This window comes from Streptomyces sp. NPDC048417 (assembly GCF_040651615.1).
Classification (GTDB): Bacteria; Actinomycetota; Actinomycetes; order Streptomycetales; family Streptomycetaceae; genus Streptomyces.
Genome location: NZ_JBEZKI010000022.1, coordinates 21,402 through 37,424, shown reverse-complemented (window position 1 = coordinate 37,424; position 16,023 = coordinate 21,402). Strand labels below are relative to the sequence as shown.

At 69.6% G+C, this 16,023-nt stretch carries 15 protein-coding genes and 1 pseudogene; 9 read left to right on the top strand and 7 right to left on the bottom strand.

The annotated features are described in order from the left end of the window. Positions 1-99 precede the first annotated feature (99 nt). A complete protein-coding gene (locus tag AB0D59_RS31445; protein WP_362572576.1) occupies positions 100-1,791 on the bottom strand; it encodes an acetolactate synthase large subunit in 1,692 nt (563 codons plus the stop codon). A 178-nt stretch (positions 1,792-1,969) separates the two neighbouring features. Here AB0D59_RS31445 and AB0D59_RS31440 point away from each other — a divergent pair, with 178 nt between their 5' ends. The 7 genes and pseudogenes from AB0D59_RS31440 to AB0D59_RS31410 all read left to right on the top strand — a co-directional run bounded on the left by AB0D59_RS31440 (position 1,970) and on the right by AB0D59_RS31410 (position 8,907). Then, the gene (locus tag AB0D59_RS31440; RefSeq protein WP_362572573.1) at positions 1,970-2,707 is read left to right on the top strand and encodes a flavodoxin family protein; all 738 of its coding nucleotides are present in this window, start codon (positions 1,970-1,972) and stop codon (positions 2,705-2,707) included. A 181-nt stretch (positions 2,708-2,888) separates the two neighbouring features. Further along, entirely contained in the window at positions 2,889-4,154 is a 1,266-nt protein-coding gene (locus tag AB0D59_RS31435; protein WP_362572570.1) for a molybdopterin-dependent oxidoreductase, read from the top strand. A 2-nt stretch (positions 4,155-4,156) separates the two neighbouring features. Next, complete coding sequence (locus AB0D59_RS31430) at positions 4,157-4,675, top strand: hypothetical protein (RefSeq protein WP_362573006.1); 519 nt, start codon at positions 4,157-4,159, stop codon at positions 4,673-4,675. Further along, positions 4,672-5,508 (top strand): class I SAM-dependent methyltransferase, encoded by an 837-nt coding sequence (locus AB0D59_RS31425; RefSeq protein ID WP_362572567.1) that lies wholly within the window; start codon positions 4,672-4,674, stop codon positions 5,506-5,508. Before AB0D59_RS31430 ends, AB0D59_RS31425 begins: the two co-directional genes overlap by 4 nt. Continuing rightward, the gene (locus AB0D59_RS31420; protein ID WP_362572564.1) at positions 5,423-6,295 is read left to right on the top strand and encodes an NADP-dependent oxidoreductase; all 873 of its coding nucleotides are present in this window, start codon (positions 5,423-5,425) and stop codon (positions 6,293-6,295) included. The genes AB0D59_RS31425 and AB0D59_RS31420 overlap by 86 nt, the downstream gene beginning before the upstream one ends. Positions 6,296-6,661: 366 nt before the next feature. Further along, a pseudogene (locus AB0D59_RS31415) lies at positions 6,662-8,130 on the top strand (multicopper oxidase family protein); the annotation flags it as partial. Between the two features lie 126 nt (positions 8,131-8,256). Further along, positions 8,257-8,907, top strand: a complete 651-nt coding sequence (locus AB0D59_RS31410; RefSeq protein ID WP_362572561.1) for a methyltransferase domain-containing protein — start codon at positions 8,257-8,259, stop codon at positions 8,905-8,907. 100 nt (positions 8,908-9,007) lie between these two features. Here AB0D59_RS31410 and AB0D59_RS31405 read toward each other — a convergent pair whose 3' ends face one another. After that, the gene (locus AB0D59_RS31405) at positions 9,008-9,673 is read right to left on the bottom strand and encodes a TetR/AcrR family transcriptional regulator (RefSeq protein ID WP_362572558.1); all 666 of its coding nucleotides are present in this window, start codon (positions 9,671-9,673) and stop codon (positions 9,008-9,010) included. Positions 9,674-9,795: 122 nt separating this feature from the next. Between AB0D59_RS31405 and AB0D59_RS31400 the strand changes: the two genes are divergently transcribed. Continuing rightward, positions 9,796-11,223 (top strand): MFS transporter, encoded by a 1,428-nt coding sequence (locus tag AB0D59_RS31400; RefSeq protein WP_362572555.1) that lies wholly within the window; start codon positions 9,796-9,798, stop codon positions 11,221-11,223. Positions 11,224-11,311: 88 nt separating this feature from the next. Here AB0D59_RS31400 and AB0D59_RS31395 read toward each other — a convergent pair whose 3' ends face one another. From AB0D59_RS31395 to AB0D59_RS31375, 5 genes are all read right to left on the bottom strand, one after another. Continuing rightward, positions 11,312-11,947, bottom strand: coding sequence for a DUF305 domain-containing protein (locus AB0D59_RS31395; protein ID WP_362572552.1), 636 nt, complete (start codon positions 11,945-11,947; stop codon positions 11,312-11,314). Positions 11,948-12,034: 87 nt separating this feature from the next. After that, on the bottom strand, positions 12,035-12,433 hold the full coding sequence (locus AB0D59_RS31390) for a DUF6153 family protein (RefSeq protein WP_362572550.1): 399 nt from the start codon (positions 12,431-12,433) through the stop codon (positions 12,035-12,037). Between the two features lie 30 nt (positions 12,434-12,463). Beyond that, positions 12,464-13,648 carry a permease gene (locus AB0D59_RS31385; protein ID WP_362572547.1) on the bottom strand — a complete coding sequence of 395 codons (1,185 nt, stop codon included), beginning with the start codon at positions 13,646-13,648 and terminating at the stop codon, positions 12,464-12,466. 61 nt (positions 13,649-13,709) lie between these two features. Beyond that, positions 13,710-14,375 carry a DUF2218 domain-containing protein gene (locus AB0D59_RS31380; protein ID WP_362572544.1) on the bottom strand — a complete coding sequence of 222 codons (666 nt, stop codon included), beginning with the start codon at positions 14,373-14,375 and terminating at the stop codon, positions 13,710-13,712. Between the two features lie 30 nt (positions 14,376-14,405). Beyond that, positions 14,406-15,023, bottom strand: coding sequence for a class I SAM-dependent methyltransferase (locus AB0D59_RS31375; RefSeq protein WP_362572541.1), 618 nt, complete (start codon positions 15,021-15,023; stop codon positions 14,406-14,408). 137 nt (positions 15,024-15,160) lie between these two features. On the opposite strand from AB0D59_RS31375, the gene AB0D59_RS31370 reads away from it, so the two are divergent. Then, complete coding sequence (locus AB0D59_RS31370; protein ID WP_362572538.1) at positions 15,161-15,736, top strand: TetR/AcrR family transcriptional regulator; 576 nt, start codon at positions 15,161-15,163, stop codon at positions 15,734-15,736. The last annotated feature ends 287 nt before the right edge of the window (positions 15,737-16,023 follow it).

Here is a 16,023-nt window from a genome sequence, read left to right as displayed (position 1 = left end):
GGTGAGTGGCAGACCTCTGCAGGGGTGCACAAGGCGGACAACCCAAATCGCCCCTCAGAAGGATGAAGACCGCAAGATCCGGGTTCTGGATCCATCAGTTCAGAACGGGCCGTGGAGACTGCCCAGTCTGTCGGTCAGGCGAAGGTTCTCGGAGTAGTCCACGGGGCAGGCGATCACGGAGACCCCCTCGTCGTCGAGGGCCCTGCTCAGCACAGGCAAGAGCTGGTCGGCGGCCTCGATCCGGTAGCCGCGTGCGCCGAAGCTCTCGGCGTATGCGACCAGGTCCGGGTTGGTGAACCGGGTGTGGCTGTGGCGGCCGAGTTCGAGTTCCATCTTCCAGGTGATCAGGCCGTATTCCTCGTCCACGAGGACGAGGACGACCAGGGGGACGCGTTCGCGGACGGCCGTTTCCAGTTCCTGGGAGTTCATCAGGAACGAGCCGTCGCCCATCATCGCCAGGACGCGCCGGTCCGGACGGGCGAGCTTGGCGGCGATGGCGCCCGGCAGTGCGAACCCCATCGTGGACAAGCCGTTGGAGACCAGGCAGGTGTCCGGTTCGTAGGTGGGGTAGAGGCGGGACATCCACATCTTCCCGGCGCCGGTGTCGGCGAGCACGATGTCGTGGCGGTCCAGCGCGGTGCGCACATCGCTCACGACACGTTGCGGCACCAGGGGGAACGCGTCGTTGTCGCGTCCGTACTGCAGTTCTTCGTCGAGCAGCGTACGGATCTTCTCGCTGCCTCCGGCGTCGTAGGTGAGTCCCTCGGGGAGCGCTGCTGCGAGTGCGTCCAGCGCCTGCGAAGGATCACCCTTGACGCCCACCGCCACCGGGTAGTGGGCGTCCACCTCGGCAGGGAAGCGGTGCAGGTGCAGGATCCGCTTGTCGCCGTTCGGGTTGATCTTGACCGGGTCGAACTCCTGGATCTCGTAGCCCACGCAGATCAGCACATCAGCCGCGTCGAAGCCGAAGTTGCCGTAGTCGTGGCGCATGAAGCCGACCGCGCCGAGAGCGTTGGGGTGGTCGTCGGGGAAGACGCCCTTGCCGTGGAAGGTGGTCGCGACCGGGATGTCCAGCCGTTCGGCGAACCGCACCAGGGCGGCCGAGGCCCCGGCTCTGGCGGCGCCGTGGCCCGCCAGCACGACGGGGTGCCGTGCAGCGGTGAGCACCTCGACCGCCCGCCCGATCTGGGAGGCAGACGGAGCATCGGCACGCACCGTGTCGACCTGCAGGGGGGCCAGCGGCTCAGAGGGACGCCCCGCTTCGATGTCCTCCGGCACGGCCAGGAACACGGCACCGGGGCGCTCGCTCTGCGCGGTCTTGAACGCCTTGCGGGTCATCTCCGGCACCGCGTCCGGACACGCGACCTGGGCCGCCCACTGGGTGACGGGAGCGAACATCGACACCAGATCGATGACCTGGTGCGACTCCTTGTGGGTACGGCGCAGGGAGCCTTGTGCGGCCAGGGCCACCATCGGCGCGCTGTTGGTCATGGCATCTGCGGTGCCGAGCAGTAGGTTGATCGCGCCGGGTCCCAGGGTCGCCGAGCACACGCCGGCCCGGCCGGTCAGCCGTCCGTAGATCTCCGCCATGAACGAGGCGGCCTGCTCGTGGCGCACCAGGACGTACCGGATACCGGAGCCGTTCAGCGCGTCGACGAAACGGATGTTCTCCTCGCCGGGGATCCCGAAGACGTACTCCACGCCCTCGGCCCGCAGGCAACGCACCAACAGGTGCGCGACGTCCTCGACTGCTGCCGTGTTCTGCGACTCGCTCGCGCCTTCGGTACCCATGAGACGAACGTAGGCGCGGCCACCGGACCCAGCCACTCGTCGGCAGCCGACCGAGGGGCGCGGAACGCCGGAACCATTCGGAGGCGTTGCGGTGGCGGCTGCCGCGGTCGACACCCAGGCTGGACACAGTGGACGAGTCGCCGCGCACCGGGCGGCGGCAGGGCTCCAGGAGGACTGTGTGACTACTTCGTCGCCCGCTACCGACGTGCCACCGGCCCGGTACGACGACCTGCGCGCTCTGGTGATCAACTGCACCCTGAAGCGCTTGCCGGAGACGAGCAACACCCAGGGGCTGATCGACCGGTGCACCGCGATCCTGGAGGCCCAGGGAGTGCATGTGGATGTCGTACGGGCGGTTGACCACGACATCGCCACCGGTGTGTGGCCCGACATGACGGAGCACGGCTGGGAGACGGACGCCTGGCCCGATCTGTACCAGCAGGTCATGGAGGCCGACATCCTCGTGCTGGCCGGCCCGATCTGGCTGGGCGACAACAGCTCAGTGATGAAGCAGGTGATCGAACGCCTCTACGCGTGCTCCAGCCTGCTCAACGAGGCGGGCCAGTACTCCTATTACGGCCGCGTCGGCGGGTGTCTGATCACCGGTAACGAGGACGGCGTCAAGCACTGCGCCATGAACGTCCTCTACAGCCTCCAGCATCTTGGGTACACGATCCCTCCCCAGGCGGACGCCGGCTGGATCGGCGAGGCAGGCCCCGGCCCCTCGTACCTGGACCCGGGTTCCGGCGGCCCGGAGAACGACTTCACCAACCGCAACACCACCTTCATGACCTGGAACCTGCTCCATCTGGCCCGCGCGCTCAAGGACCTCGGGGGCATCCCCGCCTACGGCAACCAGCGCACGGCCTGGGACGCCGGCTGCCGCCGCGACAACGAGAACCCCGAACACCGGTAGCGGGATGCCGATGGCACGCGGCGGACGACCGTCGGGTTCGGTCCCACGCAGTGGGCCGGGACGCCGGGGACCGGACGAGAGACGGGTACGGGAGCGGCTGAGGCGTGTGCGGGCCGATGGGGCGGCTGCGGTGGCGTCGGCGGCCGCCCGTACCCGTACGGTGGCGCGGCGCGTCAGTCAGATGCCCCCGCCCCCGGGGCCGTTCCGGCCGGGATTCTGGCGCAGTCCGATCCGCGGGCCATGGCTGACATCGGTATTCGGCCTGGTCCTCCTGATCGGCATTCCGCTGCTCTTCCTCACCGGACTGCTCTCCTACGCCGCCTACAACCCCGGGCTGAGCCCCCTCAACGACGAGACCCCCGACAAGGGCATCCTGGGCTTCTACCTCTTCGCCTGGCCCACCCACCCGTACTGGCTCTACCGGCTGCTCCAGGGCGTGCACGTGACACTGGGCGTGGTCCTCGTACCGGTGCTGCTGGCCAAGCTGTGGTCGGTGATCCCGAAGCTTTTCGAATGGCTGCCGGTACGCTCCGTCGCCCACGGCCTGGAGCGATTGTCCCTGCTGATGCTGGTCGGCGGCGTCATCTTCGAATTCGTCACCGGAATCCTGAACATCCAGCTCTACTACGTCTTCCCAGGCTCGTTCTACCGCCTCCATTTCTACGGCGCCTGGGTGTTCATCGCCGCCTTCGTCGTCCACGTGTGCCTCAGACTCGGCCGGATGACCCCGGCCCTGTGCTCGCGCAGCCTGCGTACCGAACTGCGCACCGACCTCGCCCACACCGTGCCCGAACCACCCGACCCCGACGGCCTGGTGGCGGCCGCCCCCGCCCCGCCGACGATGACGCGCCGCGGCGCGCTCGGCATGGTGGGTGCGGGATCGCTGCTCCTCCTCGTCGTGACCGCCGGACAGAGCATCGGCGGGTGGCTGCGCGGCACCGCACTGCTCGCTCCGCACAACCGTGATCCGGGCAGCGGTCCGAACAGCTTCCAGATCAACAAGACGGCGGCGAAAGTAGGCGTCACCCCCGCGCTCGTCGGACCCAACTGGCGGCTGGAGGTCCACGGACGCGGAGCGCCACGGGTCTTCACCCGCGAGCAGCTCCTGGCGATGCCCCAGCACGCCGCCGCACTGCCGATCGCCTGTGTGGAGGGATGGTCCACCGAGGACCAGCACTGGAGCGGCCTACGACTGGCCGACCTAGCCGCCCTGGCCGGACTGCCCGACGCCGCAAGCGTCCTGGTCCAGTCGATCCAGCCGCCCGGCCCCTTCACCAGGGTGGTGCTGCGCGGCAACCAGATCCGCGACCCCCGAGCGCTGCTCGCCCTCCGCGTCAACGGCACGGACCTCTCGCTGGACCACGGCTACCCGGCCCGCATCATCGTCCCGGCCAACCCCGGCGTGAACAACACCAAGTGGGTTCACCGGCTCACCTTCAGGGCGTGACCATGGCACGATTCGTCCGCTGGTACGGCTCCGGACCCCTGCACCTGCTCGTCCTGATCGCCTCGTTCGCCCTGACCGGCTACGCCATGGTGCGCCTGTTCGCCGTCCAGCCCTGGGAGGTGGCGATCTGGTTCGTCGGGGCGGCCGTCCTCCACGACCTGATCCTGCTGCCCCTGTACTCACTGGCCGACCTGTCGGCCCTCTCGGTACTACGGCACCGAGCCGACGCCTCCGACAGGCCGACGGCGCCATGGACGCCATGGATCAACCACCTGCGCGTCCCCGCCTTCCTGTCAGGTCTGCTCCTGCTGGTCTGGTTTCCCCTCATCCTCCGTCTGGCAGTCCCCTACCCCGGTGACACGGGCCTGTCCGACAGCGTCTACCTCGGCCGATGGCTGGCGATCACCGGCGTGCTCTTCGCGGCCTCCGCGGTCGCCTTCGCGGTGAGACTGCGCCGCGCGCGCCGGACCGGCGGCAGCGACGGGAGCCGGCCCCCTGCCGGGGATGGCGCAGCACCGTGACAACGGACGAGGACGAGCTGTACGACGCCGACGAGGATCCCTACGAGGACCCCTACGCGCTCGCCCTGCGACCCGGCCGCGGACCGGTCTACCTACGGCTGGATGACGGGCGCCGCATCCGGATGCCGGTCCACCGCTGGCACGAGCAGCCCACGGCGGCCGACAACACCGTCCTGGAACGCTGCACCGGCCCCGTCATCGACATCGGCTGCGGCCCGGGCCGCATGTGCAGAGCACTCCTGAGCCAGGGAGTCTTCGCCCTCGGGGTCGACATCACACCCCGCGCGGTCGCACTGACCACCGCCCTGGGCGGACTCGCACTGCGCGCATCGGTCTTCGACCGGCTGCCGGCCGAGAAAGGCTGGCAGACGGTGCTGCTCATCGACGGCAACATCGGCATAGGAGGCGACCCTCATGGCCTGCTGCGTCGTTGTGGTGGACTCATGGCCCCGGCGGGACGCCTCGTCATCGAGGTCGACCCAGATGACATCGAGGAGCTGTGCACGGTGCGGTTCGAGGACCTCCAGGGCCACAGCGGTCCGCCTTTCCCCTGGGCGCGGCTGGGACGACGCGCGCTACGCAGGGTCGCCGAGGACCTCGCCCTCAGCATCACCGACCAGTGGACGAGCGGACACCGCAGTTTCCTCACCCTGGCTCATCGAAGATCTAAACCCACAACGACACACGAGGAAGGGGATCTCAATGAAGGCAATTGTGGTAACCGACCAGGACGCGGGAACAGCTGGGATGACCCTGACGGAGCGGCCCGAGCCGTCCGCAGCGATCAACGACGTCATCGTCCAGATTCATGCATCGGGCTTCGTCCCGACTGAGATGGAGTGGCCATCGACCTGGACCGATCGCGCCGGCCGTGACAAGACACCGTCGATCCCCGGCCACGAGCTGGCCGGAGTGGTCACCGCCCTCGGCTACGGCACAACGGGGCTGTCGGTCGGGCAGCGGGTGTTCGGCCTCGCCGACTGGCACCGCGACGGCACCCTGGCGGAGTACGTGGCGATCGAAGCACGCAACCTCGCACCGCTGCCCGGCGACGTCGACTTCACGGTAGCCGCGTCCCTGCCCATCTCAGGTCTGACCGCGTGGCAGGGGCTGTTCCAGCACGGCCGCCTGCAGATCGGCCAGACCGTCCTCGCCCATGGCGCTGCCGGGGCAGTCGGGACGATGGTGACCCAGCTCGCACGTGAGGCCGGCGCTTACGTCATCGGCACCGGACGCGCCGCCGACCGTGAGAAGACACTTGACTTCGGCGCGCATGAGTTCGTCGACCTGGAGAACGACGCGCTGAAAGACGTCGGCGGCGTCGATCTGGTCTTCGATGTCATCGGTGGCGACGTTCAGAAGCGGTCCGCTGGCCTGATCAGGGCCGGAGGCATGCTGGTGTCCGTCGTCGGCCCGGTCGAGGCGCGGCCCACCGACGGTCTGGCGGTGGACTTCGTTGTCGAGGCCGATCCTGCCGGACTGGGTGAGATCGTGCAGCGGGTGCGGGACGGACGGCTGCGGACGAATATCGGTGACGTCGCGAGCTTGGATGATGCCGTTGGTGCCCTTAACCCGACCACGCGACGCAGCGGGAAGACAGTCATCCGCGTACGCCCCTAGGGAGTGATGGCCACAGTCCGGCTGGCGGGTGGCGGGTCATCCGCACGGTGTACGAGATGAAGCGGCTCGGCCGCGACGTGCTCGTGCTGGAGATGCTCGCCGGACTCCTCGCGGGAATGTACGACCCTCAGCGGGCACGGCAAGTTGCTGTTTCTTCGCGGTCGTAGTGGAGACCGGGCGGGAGAACATCCCCGAGTCGACCCTGGAAGGACTCGACGCCGCCGCCCGCAAGGGCGAGCGCGGCGGCAGGCCGTCATCACCGCGATGAGGCGTCCACACCGAACCGGAAGGCCCTCACCTGTTCAAGATCCCTCAGCCGAGACCTGGCTCACCCGTCCACAACCTCCCGGGTCAGTACACCTAGGCACCGGACGGCAGCAGAAACTCACCCTGACCGCGGCGCCGCCATGATCGACCTGGGCGGCGGCGTCATGCCCAGGACCTGGGCCTTCGACGGCCGCACTCCGGGCAAGGAGGTCCGGCTCTCGGTCGGCGACAGTCTGGTCGCCGAGCTGTCCAACCAGCTCCCGAACAAGACGACCACCTCGATCCACTGGCACGGCATCGCCCTGCGCAACGACATGGACGGCGTGCCGTCCGCAACCCAGACCGCCGTCCGGGCCGGCTCCACCTTCACCTACCGGTTCATCGCCGACGCACCGGGCACGTACTTCTTCCACCCGCATGTCGGCGTCCAGCTCGACCGCGGCCTGTACGCCCCGCTGATCGTCGAGGACCCCAAGGAAAGCCTCGCCTACGACGACGAGTGGATCGTCCTGCTCGACGACTGGGTCGACGGCGTCACCGGCACCCCGGACCAGGTCTTCGCCGAACTCAAGCAGGGCATGGGCGGCATGGGCACAGGCATGGGCGAGAGCAGCAGCCCCAGCTCCGGCAGCATGGGCGGCCACGATATGGGGGACATGGGCGGGATGGACATGGGGAGCGACTCCGCGTCCCCCACCGCCTCGGCCTCATCATCGGGCGGCATGTCCACGAAGTTCATGCTCATGGGTGCCACCAGCAAGCTGCTCGGCGGCGACGCCGGGGACGTGAAGTACCCGCACCACCTGATCAACGGCCGCGTGGCGACCGACCCGGACGTCTACACCGGCAAGCCCGGCAGGAGGGTGCGGCTGCGGATCATCAACGCCGGTTCGGATACCGCCTACCGGGTCGCTCTCGGCGGCCACAAACTGACCATCACCCACACCGACGGCTTCCCGGTCCGGCACCAGGAAGTCGGCGCCCTGCTAGTCGGCATGGGTGAGCGCTACGACGTCCTGGTCACCCTCGGCGACGGGGTCTTCCCGCTCGTCGCGCTCGCCGAGGGCAAGAACGCCAATGGTCTGGCCCTGGTGCGTACCGGCTCAGGGAGCAAGCCCTCCGCGACCGTCCGCCCGAAGGAACTCGACGGCGTGATCATGACGGCGTCCCAGTTGCGCGCCGCCGACGACGTGCGCCTGAAGTCGGCCAAGAACGACGTCACGCACCAGATCAGGCTGACCGGCACCATGATGAAGTACAACTGGGCCATCAACGGGACGCCGTTGAACGTGAAGAAGCCCCAGGCGCACCCCATCGTCATCGAGGAGGGGCAGCGCGTACGGCTCGACTTCGTCAACGACACCGACATGTGGCACCCGATGCACCTGCACGGCCACACCTACCAGATCGGCGATGCCGGGCCCCGCAAGGACACCGCGATTGTGCTGCCCAGGAAGAAGCTGTCCGTCTTCTTCGACGCCGACAACCCGGGCCAGTGGATGCTGCACTGCCACAACGCGTACCACGGCGAGGCGGGGATGATGACGAACGTGGCCTACCGGGCCTGACCTGCCTTTCGCGCCAGGGAAGACAACGGAGTACGCGCGTCGACGCGCTCTCCATCCGGGGGTGGACCCTGACTGTCCACCCCCGGGCCGATCCGCCCCGCCCAGCTGCTCTGCTGGAATGGTGCCATGCCTGCCGTGACCGCGACGCTGCCCCGGACCTGGTCCAGCCCGGGCGACAAGCCCCTTCCGCCGGTGGGGACGGCCGAGGTCTTCCGAGCCTTCGCCCGCGACCTGGCCGTAGGCCACCGCGCCTGGGACGCCGACACCGCCCGCTTCATCGCCGCTCAGTTTGACGAGTTGGCCGCCGAGTGGGACACCGGCCGCGCCACCGGACGGGACGATCCGCTGCGCGACGCCCTGGACCGCGGCGGACCGTTCCTCGGCGGAACCTGCCTGGAACTCGGCTCCGGCACCGGCCTGTTCACCCCGCTGCTCGACGGCGCCTTCGAGCGGGTGCTCAGCGTGGACCTGTCGGAGCAGATGCTCCGCCACGCCGCCAGACGCTCACCGTCGCGCGTATTGGCCGACGCCAGCGCTCTGCCCGTGGCCGACGCCCAGGTCGTGGCCGTCGCCGCGATCGACATGCTGCTGTTCCCGGTGGAGACGGCTCGAGTGCTGGCCCCCGGCGGCGTGCTGTTGTGGATCAATCAGCTCGGCGAGGACGGGCCGCTGTACCTGCCCGCCGAAGACGTCGCCGCCGCGCTGCCCGGACAGTGGCAGGCCATCGAGGCCCAGGCGGGCTGGGGCAGCTGGGCCGTCCTGCGCCGCCAGGTGTGACCGCGTCGACGGCGTTGGCGTCCCGTCGGTGGCGGCAGGCGAGGACCTCCGCATCAGCTGGTCGCTGGGGTGCGAAGGCGCTGCTGCCCGCGACAGGTGACTACGGCTGGGTGACGCGCGGCGTGTAGTGGCCCAGGAAGATGTCGACGCCGCCGGTGATCAGGCGGTCGGTGAGGCTGTCGTCGATGCTCGTGCCGTAGGTGCTGAACACCAGGTGCGGAAAGAGCAGGAGCGAGTACAGCTGGAGGATGGCCACCTCGATGTCGGGGATGTCGAGCCGACCCTGATCCGCAAGGTGGCGCAGCGCGTCGGCCACGGCGGGGTGGTGGCGTTCCGGTCCCGCCTGCTGCCAGACCGCACCCAGTTCGGGGAAACGGTGCAGTTCGCGGCTGACGACGTTGCGCAGGGCGAGGACCTCGGGATTGGTGCGGGTGCCCCGGACCCAGGCGCGGGCCAGGTCGGTCAGGGCTTCGCGCAGGTCGTCGGCTTCGGCCAAGCCGTCGATCGCGGTGACCAGCGCGCCCCCGAGCGGGGCGTCGAGTGAGTCCTTGATGACCCCGATGAACAGGGCTTCCTTGCTCCCGAAGTGGTTGTAGACGGTCACCTTGGACACGCCGGCCGCAGCGGCGATTGCGTCCACGCTCGCTTCGAAGCCCTCCCGGAGGAAGAGCTCGCGGGCCGCCGCGACGATGGCCCGTCGCTTGGCCTCGGCGCGCGGCCCGGCGGGTGGCTGCTTGGCGGAGGATGCGGCGTTCGCGGAGCTCATGGCGTCAGTCTAGCCTTCATCTGAACTGAACGGTTGAGTTCATATGAACTGGGCCGTACAGTTCAGTTCAAGGCGGCCCGCCCGTGGCGTCCATCCACACTTCTACGTACCGAGGAGTCGTCATGAGCCATGCCCACCCCACCCTCCATGCGGAGCACGCGCCCGCACCGCCCGTACCCTGCCGTTGGCTTCTGCTGGCGCTGCTCTGCGTGGCCCAGTTCATGCTCATCCTGGACGTCACGGTCGTGAACGTCGCCCTGCCCGACATGGCCGCCGACCTCCGCCTCGGCAGGGAGGCCCTCACCTGGGCCGTCACCGCCTACACCCTGTGCTTCGGCGGGCTGATGCTGCTCGGCGGCCGTCTGGCCGACGCCCTGGGTGCCCACCGGACCGTGCTCGCCGGACTGGCGGTGTTCACGTCCGCCTCCCTGGTCACCGGCCTCGCCACGGGCGCGCCGATGCTCATGAGCGGACGCGGGCTGCAGGGCGTGGGCGCCGCACTGCTGTCACCGGCGGCCTTGTCGATCGTCACCACCAGCTTCGACGGCGCCGAGCGCAACAAGGCGCTCGGTGTGTGGGCGGCACTCGGCGGTACCGGATCGGCGGCCGGCGTCCTGCTCGGCGGCGCCCTGGCCGACGGGCCCGGCTGGCGATGGGTCTTCTTCGTCAACGTCCCCGTCGGCGCCGTCGCGCTGGCGGTCCTGCCCGCCCTGCTGCCCCGACGCGCCGCGCAGCGCGCCCGGCTCGACCTGCCCGGCGCCGCACTGGTCACCGCGGGCACTGCCTCGCTCATCTACGGCCTGGTGCGCGCGGGCGACGCGGGCTGGGCAAGCGCGACGGCCGTCCTGCCGCTGCTCGGCGCACTCGTCCTGTATGCGGCGTTCGCCGCCGTCGAGCGCGCCGGCCGGGCCCCGCTGATGGACCTGCGCATGTTCACCCGGCGCCCGGTGGTGGCCGGCGCCTTCCTGATGCTCGTGGCCACCGCGCTGCTCATCGGGTTCTTCTTCCTCGGCTCGGTCTACCTCCAACACCTGCGCGGCTACAGCCCGCTCGCGACCGGCCTCGTCTTCCTCCCGGTCGCCGTCGCCACAGGTTTCGGCGCGCACCTGGGATCGCAGTTGGTCGGCCGGATCGGCAGCCGTACGACCGCGGTGGCCGGCCTGGCGGCAACCACGGCCGGTACGGCACCGCTGGCCTGGCTGCCGGCGGACGGCAGCGTGTACACACGGCTGTTGCCCGGCCTGGCCCTCGCCTCGCTCGGCATCGGCGCCGTCTTCGTCACCGCCATCATCACCGCGCTCGCCCTGGTCGCCCCGCAGGAGGCTGGACTTGCCTCCGGTGTCGTCAACACCTTCCACGAGGTGGGCGGTTCGATCGGTGTCGCCGTGCTGTCCACCGTTGCGGCGTCGGGCATCGAACACGGCGCGGCCGATGGTTTCACCAGCGCCTTCACCCTCAGCGCGATCACCGCCGCGGCGAGCGCGCTGATCGCCCTCGTCCTCGTACCGCACACCAAACCGCAGTCGACGGGCGGCCCGCACGCGCACTGAGGGAAGACCTGACCAGTGGCAGCGGCGCGTCATCCAGAGGGGGAGGAGGGGGCCGGTGTGGGCACCGGGCCCCCTCTCGCGGGGCGGATCAGTTCTTGCCGAGAAGCTTGTTCATCTCGGTGATCTCGGCGGTCTGCGCCTTGACGATGTCGCCGGCCATGGAGGTGGCGGGACCGTACTCGCCCTTGTTCTTCTCGGTGGTGGCCATGTCGACGGCGCCCTTGTGATGGTCGATCATCATGGTCAGGAACATGGTGTCGAAGCCCGTGCCGGACATCTTCTCCAGATGGCCCATGTCCTTGCCGTTCGTCATTCCGGGCATGCCTGAGTCCGACGAGTGGTCCATGCCGGGCATCGAGGACGACATGTCCTTGCCCCAGGACTTCAGCCAGCCGTTCATGGTCTGGATCTCCGGGTCCTGGGCCTTTTCGATGCGCGAGGCGAGGTCCTTGACCTTGGCGGACGAGGCCCGGTCGGCAGCCAGCTTCGCCATCTCCAGGGCCTGCTGGTGGTGTGGGATCATGCCCTGCGCGAAGGCCATGTCCTGCTCGTTGTGTCCGCCGGCGGACGACGAGGCCGAGGACGACGAGGAGGCGGAGTGGCCGTCGTGGCCGCTGCTCCCGCTGTCACTGTCGTTGCCGCAGGCGGCGAGAGTGAGCGCCGCGGTGGCGGTCGCAGCCATCAAGGCGGTGCGACGGGTCAGGGAGGTACGGGTGTGGCGCATGCTGGAACTCCTGCTATGGGAAAAGGGGTCTGGACGTGCCGGGGCGCACCGCGTCGCTGAGCGGTGGGGCGCGGTGGCGTTCGGTGTCTAGATCCGCAGGAGTTGGAGTTCCGCCAGCGACGGTGGGGCGCGGGCACCGTCCGGGGCCGCACCCGCGTACGAGCACACGGTGTCGGCACGTACCGGTACGGCCACCGGGTCGGGAACGAGGGCGGGCAACGCCGGCCCACCGTTCACCGTCCCTGACGCGCAGGTGGAGTCGGCGTGCTGGAGGTGGCCTCCGCCGCAGTCGCCGTCTCCGGAGCAGTCATGAGGGGCGCTGACCACTGCCGTCATGTGCTGCGGTTCGAGGTGTTCGTGTGCGTGGAGGGCGCCCCCGGGTGCCAGGGCGTGCATGCCCAGCAGCCCTGCCAGCAGTCCGAGCACGAGCAGCGCGAGCCACCGCCCGGCCGGCGGTAGTGGAGGGTGCTGCTGCGGGCTCGGCATCCGGCTCTTCCTGGACTGCGTGGGGGTGGGTCAGTCGTGGTGTCCGTTGTGCATACGGGTGTCGGCGTGCTCGTGTTCAGATTGATCGGGTGAGCCGCCCATCATCTTCAGCATCGCCGGACCGCCGGTGCGCCAGAACCGTACGAGCAGACTCACGGCCAGCAGTAGGAAGACGATGTTGAGCCATGTCGTGTAGTTCCAGGTGACCCCCTCCTCGGGGATCTTGGCGTCGGCCTGGTCGGGAATCAGCCCGAGCCCCCCGAAGGCGAACTCGACGACGTATCCGGCGACGGCCATCGCGGCGAAGAAGGTGACCAGCAGGAAGGCTGCCATGCGGGCGCCGTAGTACTTCCGGTAGATGTTCAGGATCGGCAGGATCAGCAGGTCGGCGTAGATGAAGGCGATCACGCCGCCGAAGCTGATGCCGCCCTTCCACAGCACCACGGCAAGCGGCACGTTGCCGATCGAGCAGACGAAGGTCGCGATCGCCACCAGTGGCCCGATGAGCGGGCCGATCAGCTTGGCGGCGAGCGGGTGGTCCGCCAGGAAGAAGGTGCGCCAGAAGTCGTCCGGCACCCAGGCGGCGATCGCCCCGGCAATCAGCAGCCCGGCCACCAGATCTCGCAGGATGGCCGCCCACTCCATGACGAAGATGTGCGACACGGACGTAAATCCGTCCCGCGAGAACAGCCGGCGGGCGAAGCTCCCCTGGCCTCGCACGGACATGTCCATCGCCGCGTGGCCCTCCATGGAACCGGCCAGCCCGCGCTCGGCCTGCTCGCGGGCCTTGTGCAGCAGCCGCTTGCGCAGGAAGAGGCGGAACAGCACGGCGAGTACGACGATCATGATCGGTCCGCCGACGAACTCGGCGGCGGTGAACTGCCAGCCCATCAACAGGGCCATGATGATGCCCAGTTCGATGACCAGGTTGGTGGAGGCGATCTCGAAGGCCATGGCCGCGGTGAAGTCGGCGCCCTTGCGGAAGAGGGAGCGGGCGAGGGCCACGGCGGCGTAGGAGCAGGAGGACGAGGCGGCGCCGAGCCCGGCGGACAGGGTGAGCGTGCGCGGCCGGTCGTCACCGAGGAGCCGGACGACCGTCGAGCGGCGCACCACCGCCTGTACGACGGCGGACAGGGTGAAGCCGAGGATCAGTGCCCAGGTGACCTCCCAGGTCATCGAACCGGCAATGGACAGTGCGTGCCCGATCGCATCCACAGAGCCGCGCCCTTCCGGAGGTGGCAGTGCTGGTTGGACGAGTATCCCCCGGGGGGGTATGTCATGCCGGGGTTTTCGGTTCCTGCCCCGCACGGCGGCGGCCGCGGCGGATGGCGAGAGTGCCGACGATCCCGAGCTTTACCGCGACGGCCGTCACGACGAGGCCGACGGCCCAGCCGGTCCACCGCGTGTCGGCCAGAACGGTGCCGCCCAGCCCCAGGTGCGCGGCCGCAACGGCGGCCAGGGCGGCGACCGTCGCGACTCCGGCCCACCCGGGCCGCCGTCGGCCCGCCGTGCCCCTCGCCGGAGCCGGCCGTACCGACGTGCCGGTCTCGGCGGTCGCTTCGGGCAGTTGCCAGTCGACCTTCAGTGGGTCGCGCCTGCTGAACCTGGTGATGTGCGAGGTGACGAGGTCCTGCAGCCGCCTCAGACTCTCCTCGTCGGGTGACTCGGCGCGGAGGATCAACTCGCTGCCTGCCGCCTGCAAAGTGCAGGTGCCCCATGGGAGGTGGACCGTCCCGTGGCTGTCGGTCCATTCGACGTGGATCTGGTCGGGCCGGATCTCGGCAGCCATGTGCGTCCCTGCGGACGCTTGGGCATCTCCTCCGCCGTGGATGCGCGGGCGATGGCCGTTCAGGTGGCGGCCTTTGTTGTCGAAGTGCTTGCACAGCTGTACGAGGTAGCGGCTGGGGCGTGCGGTCTCGATGTGGGCTTCGGCGGTGAGCATGGGCTTCCTCGGCTCGGTCGTGGGTGGGGGTCAGGTCCTGGTGGCCGCGGTCAGCCAGGACCGCAGGCCGCCCGGGTCGGTGGTGATGTCGATGGCGGCGGGTTCGACGGAGTCGATCCGCCAGCCCTGGGCGAACGCGGCTTCGATCTCCTCCCGCGTCACCTTGTGCACCCGCCCCCAGCTGCTCTGCTCCCGGTCGCTGCAGCAGAGCATGAAGAAACGGCCGCCGGGCGAGAGCACGGAGCGCAGGCCGTCGACGTACGCGGCGCGGTCGGCGTCGTCGAAGACGTGGAAGAGGCCGCAGTCGAACACGGTGTCGAACTGCTCGGCCAGGCCGGCCAGTTGATGCGCGTCGTGGCGGAGGAAGCGGACCTTGTGGCCGCGCTTGTGTGCTTTGGCTTCGGCGGTGCGCAGGGCGCGGGAGGCGAGGTCGACGCCGGTGGCGTCGAGGCCCAGTCCGGCGGCCATGAGGGCGTGTTCGCCGGTTCCGCAGCCGACGTCGAGAACCCGCCCCCGCAGGGCGCCCGCCTCGGCGAGGGCGAGGAACGCCGGTTGGGGCCGTCCGATGTCCCAGGGTGGCGGGACGGCGTAGAGGTCGTCGGGGTCATGCGGGGCCGGACCGCCGGGGTGGTGGGGTGAGCCGGTCATGCGGGTGTCCTCCCGTCGGGGGCGGTGTCTGCGGTGCGCGGGCATCCGCGTCCCCCGTAACGGCCTCAGCTTTATCGAGACACAGTGTCGCTGTCAATCCATACTGTTTCGACATCGGCGGGTCGTATGCTGGTGCGGTGCCGAAGCTGTGGAACGAGACCATCGAGGAGCACCGCCGTGCCGTGCGCGACACGGTCTTGGAAACCACGGCGGCGCTGGTGACCGAGCACGGGCTGCGTGCCGTGACGATGTCGAAGATCGCCGAGGAGAGCGGTATCGGCCGGGCCACGCTGTACAAGTACTTCCCGGACGTCGAATCGATCATGGTGGCCTGGCATGAGCGCCAGATCTCCGGGCACCTCCACGAACTCGCCGAACTCGGGCACGGCCCCGGCAGCCCCGGCGAGCGCCTCGAGCGGGTACTGGAGGCGTACGCGCTCATCCAACAGCGGCGCCACGGCCACGGCGCCGAACTCGGAGCACTGCTGCACCGGGGTGAGCACGTCGCCGGAGCGGAGCAGCACCTCCAGCACTTCCTGCGGGAGCTGCTCGCCGAGGCCGCGAAGGTCGGAGACGTCCGGGACGACGTCTCCCCGGACGAATTGGCGGCCTACTGCCTGCATGCCCTCGCCGCCGCCGGCGCCCTCGGTTCCAAGGCGGCGGTCAGGCGCCTTGTCGCGGTCACCCTGAGCGGACTGCGGCCGCCGGGCTGACGTCGGGACTGCGGCCGTTTCGCCTGTTCGGGCGGGAGGCGACCGTGCCGCCGAGCGGCGCGGCGCGCGGACGGAGACCGGTCAGGCCGTGATGGGCGCTGGGCAGGGGCAGCGCGGGAGCGCGCTGAGGCGGTGCTGGTGATGGTGATGTGGGACGGTGCCGGCCACCTCCGGGCCGCTGATGCGCTTCACCTGCGGTACGGAGTTCGCGGCGCCGCGACTGCCTTCCGAGCTGTCCGCGAACGTGGTGGCGGACCCGTCATGAAATAGCTCTACGTATCCGATCG

Excerpts from the sequence above, each read along its gene's own strand:
- AB0D59_RS31445 (WP_362572576.1), bottom strand. The coding sequence starts at position 1,791 with ATGGGTACCGAAGGCGCGAGCGAGTCGCAGAACACGGCAGCAGTCGAG.
- AB0D59_RS31435 (WP_362572570.1), top strand. The coding sequence starts at position 2,889 with ATGCCCCCGCCCCCGGGGCCGTTCCGGCCGGGATTCTGGCGCAGTCCG.
- AB0D59_RS31430 (WP_362573006.1), top strand. The coding sequence starts at position 4,157 with ATGGCACGATTCGTCCGCTGGTACGGCTCCGGACCCCTGCACCTGCTC.
- AB0D59_RS31420 (WP_362572564.1), top strand. The coding sequence starts at position 5,423 with ATGACCCTGACGGAGCGGCCCGAGCCGTCCGCAGCGATCAACGACGTC.
- AB0D59_RS31410 (WP_362572561.1), top strand. The coding sequence starts at position 8,257 with ATGCCTGCCGTGACCGCGACGCTGCCCCGGACCTGGTCCAGCCCGGGC.
- AB0D59_RS31405 (WP_362572558.1), bottom strand. The coding sequence starts at position 9,673 with ATGAGCTCCGCGAACGCCGCATCCTCCGCCAAGCAGCCACCCGCCGGG.
- AB0D59_RS31400 (WP_362572555.1), top strand. The coding sequence starts at position 9,796 with ATGAGCCATGCCCACCCCACCCTCCATGCGGAGCACGCGCCCGCACCG.
- AB0D59_RS31395 (WP_362572552.1), bottom strand. The coding sequence starts at position 11,947 with ATGCGCCACACCCGTACCTCCCTGACCCGTCGCACCGCCTTGATGGCT.
- AB0D59_RS31390 (WP_362572550.1), bottom strand. The coding sequence starts at position 12,433 with ATGCCGAGCCCGCAGCAGCACCCTCCACTACCGCCGGCCGGGCGGTGG.
- AB0D59_RS31380 (WP_362572544.1), bottom strand. The coding sequence starts at position 14,375 with ATGCTCACCGCCGAAGCCCACATCGAGACCGCACGCCCCAGCCGCTAC.
- AB0D59_RS31375 (WP_362572541.1), bottom strand. The coding sequence starts at position 15,023 with ATGACCGGCTCACCCCACCACCCCGGCGGTCCGGCCCCGCATGACCCC.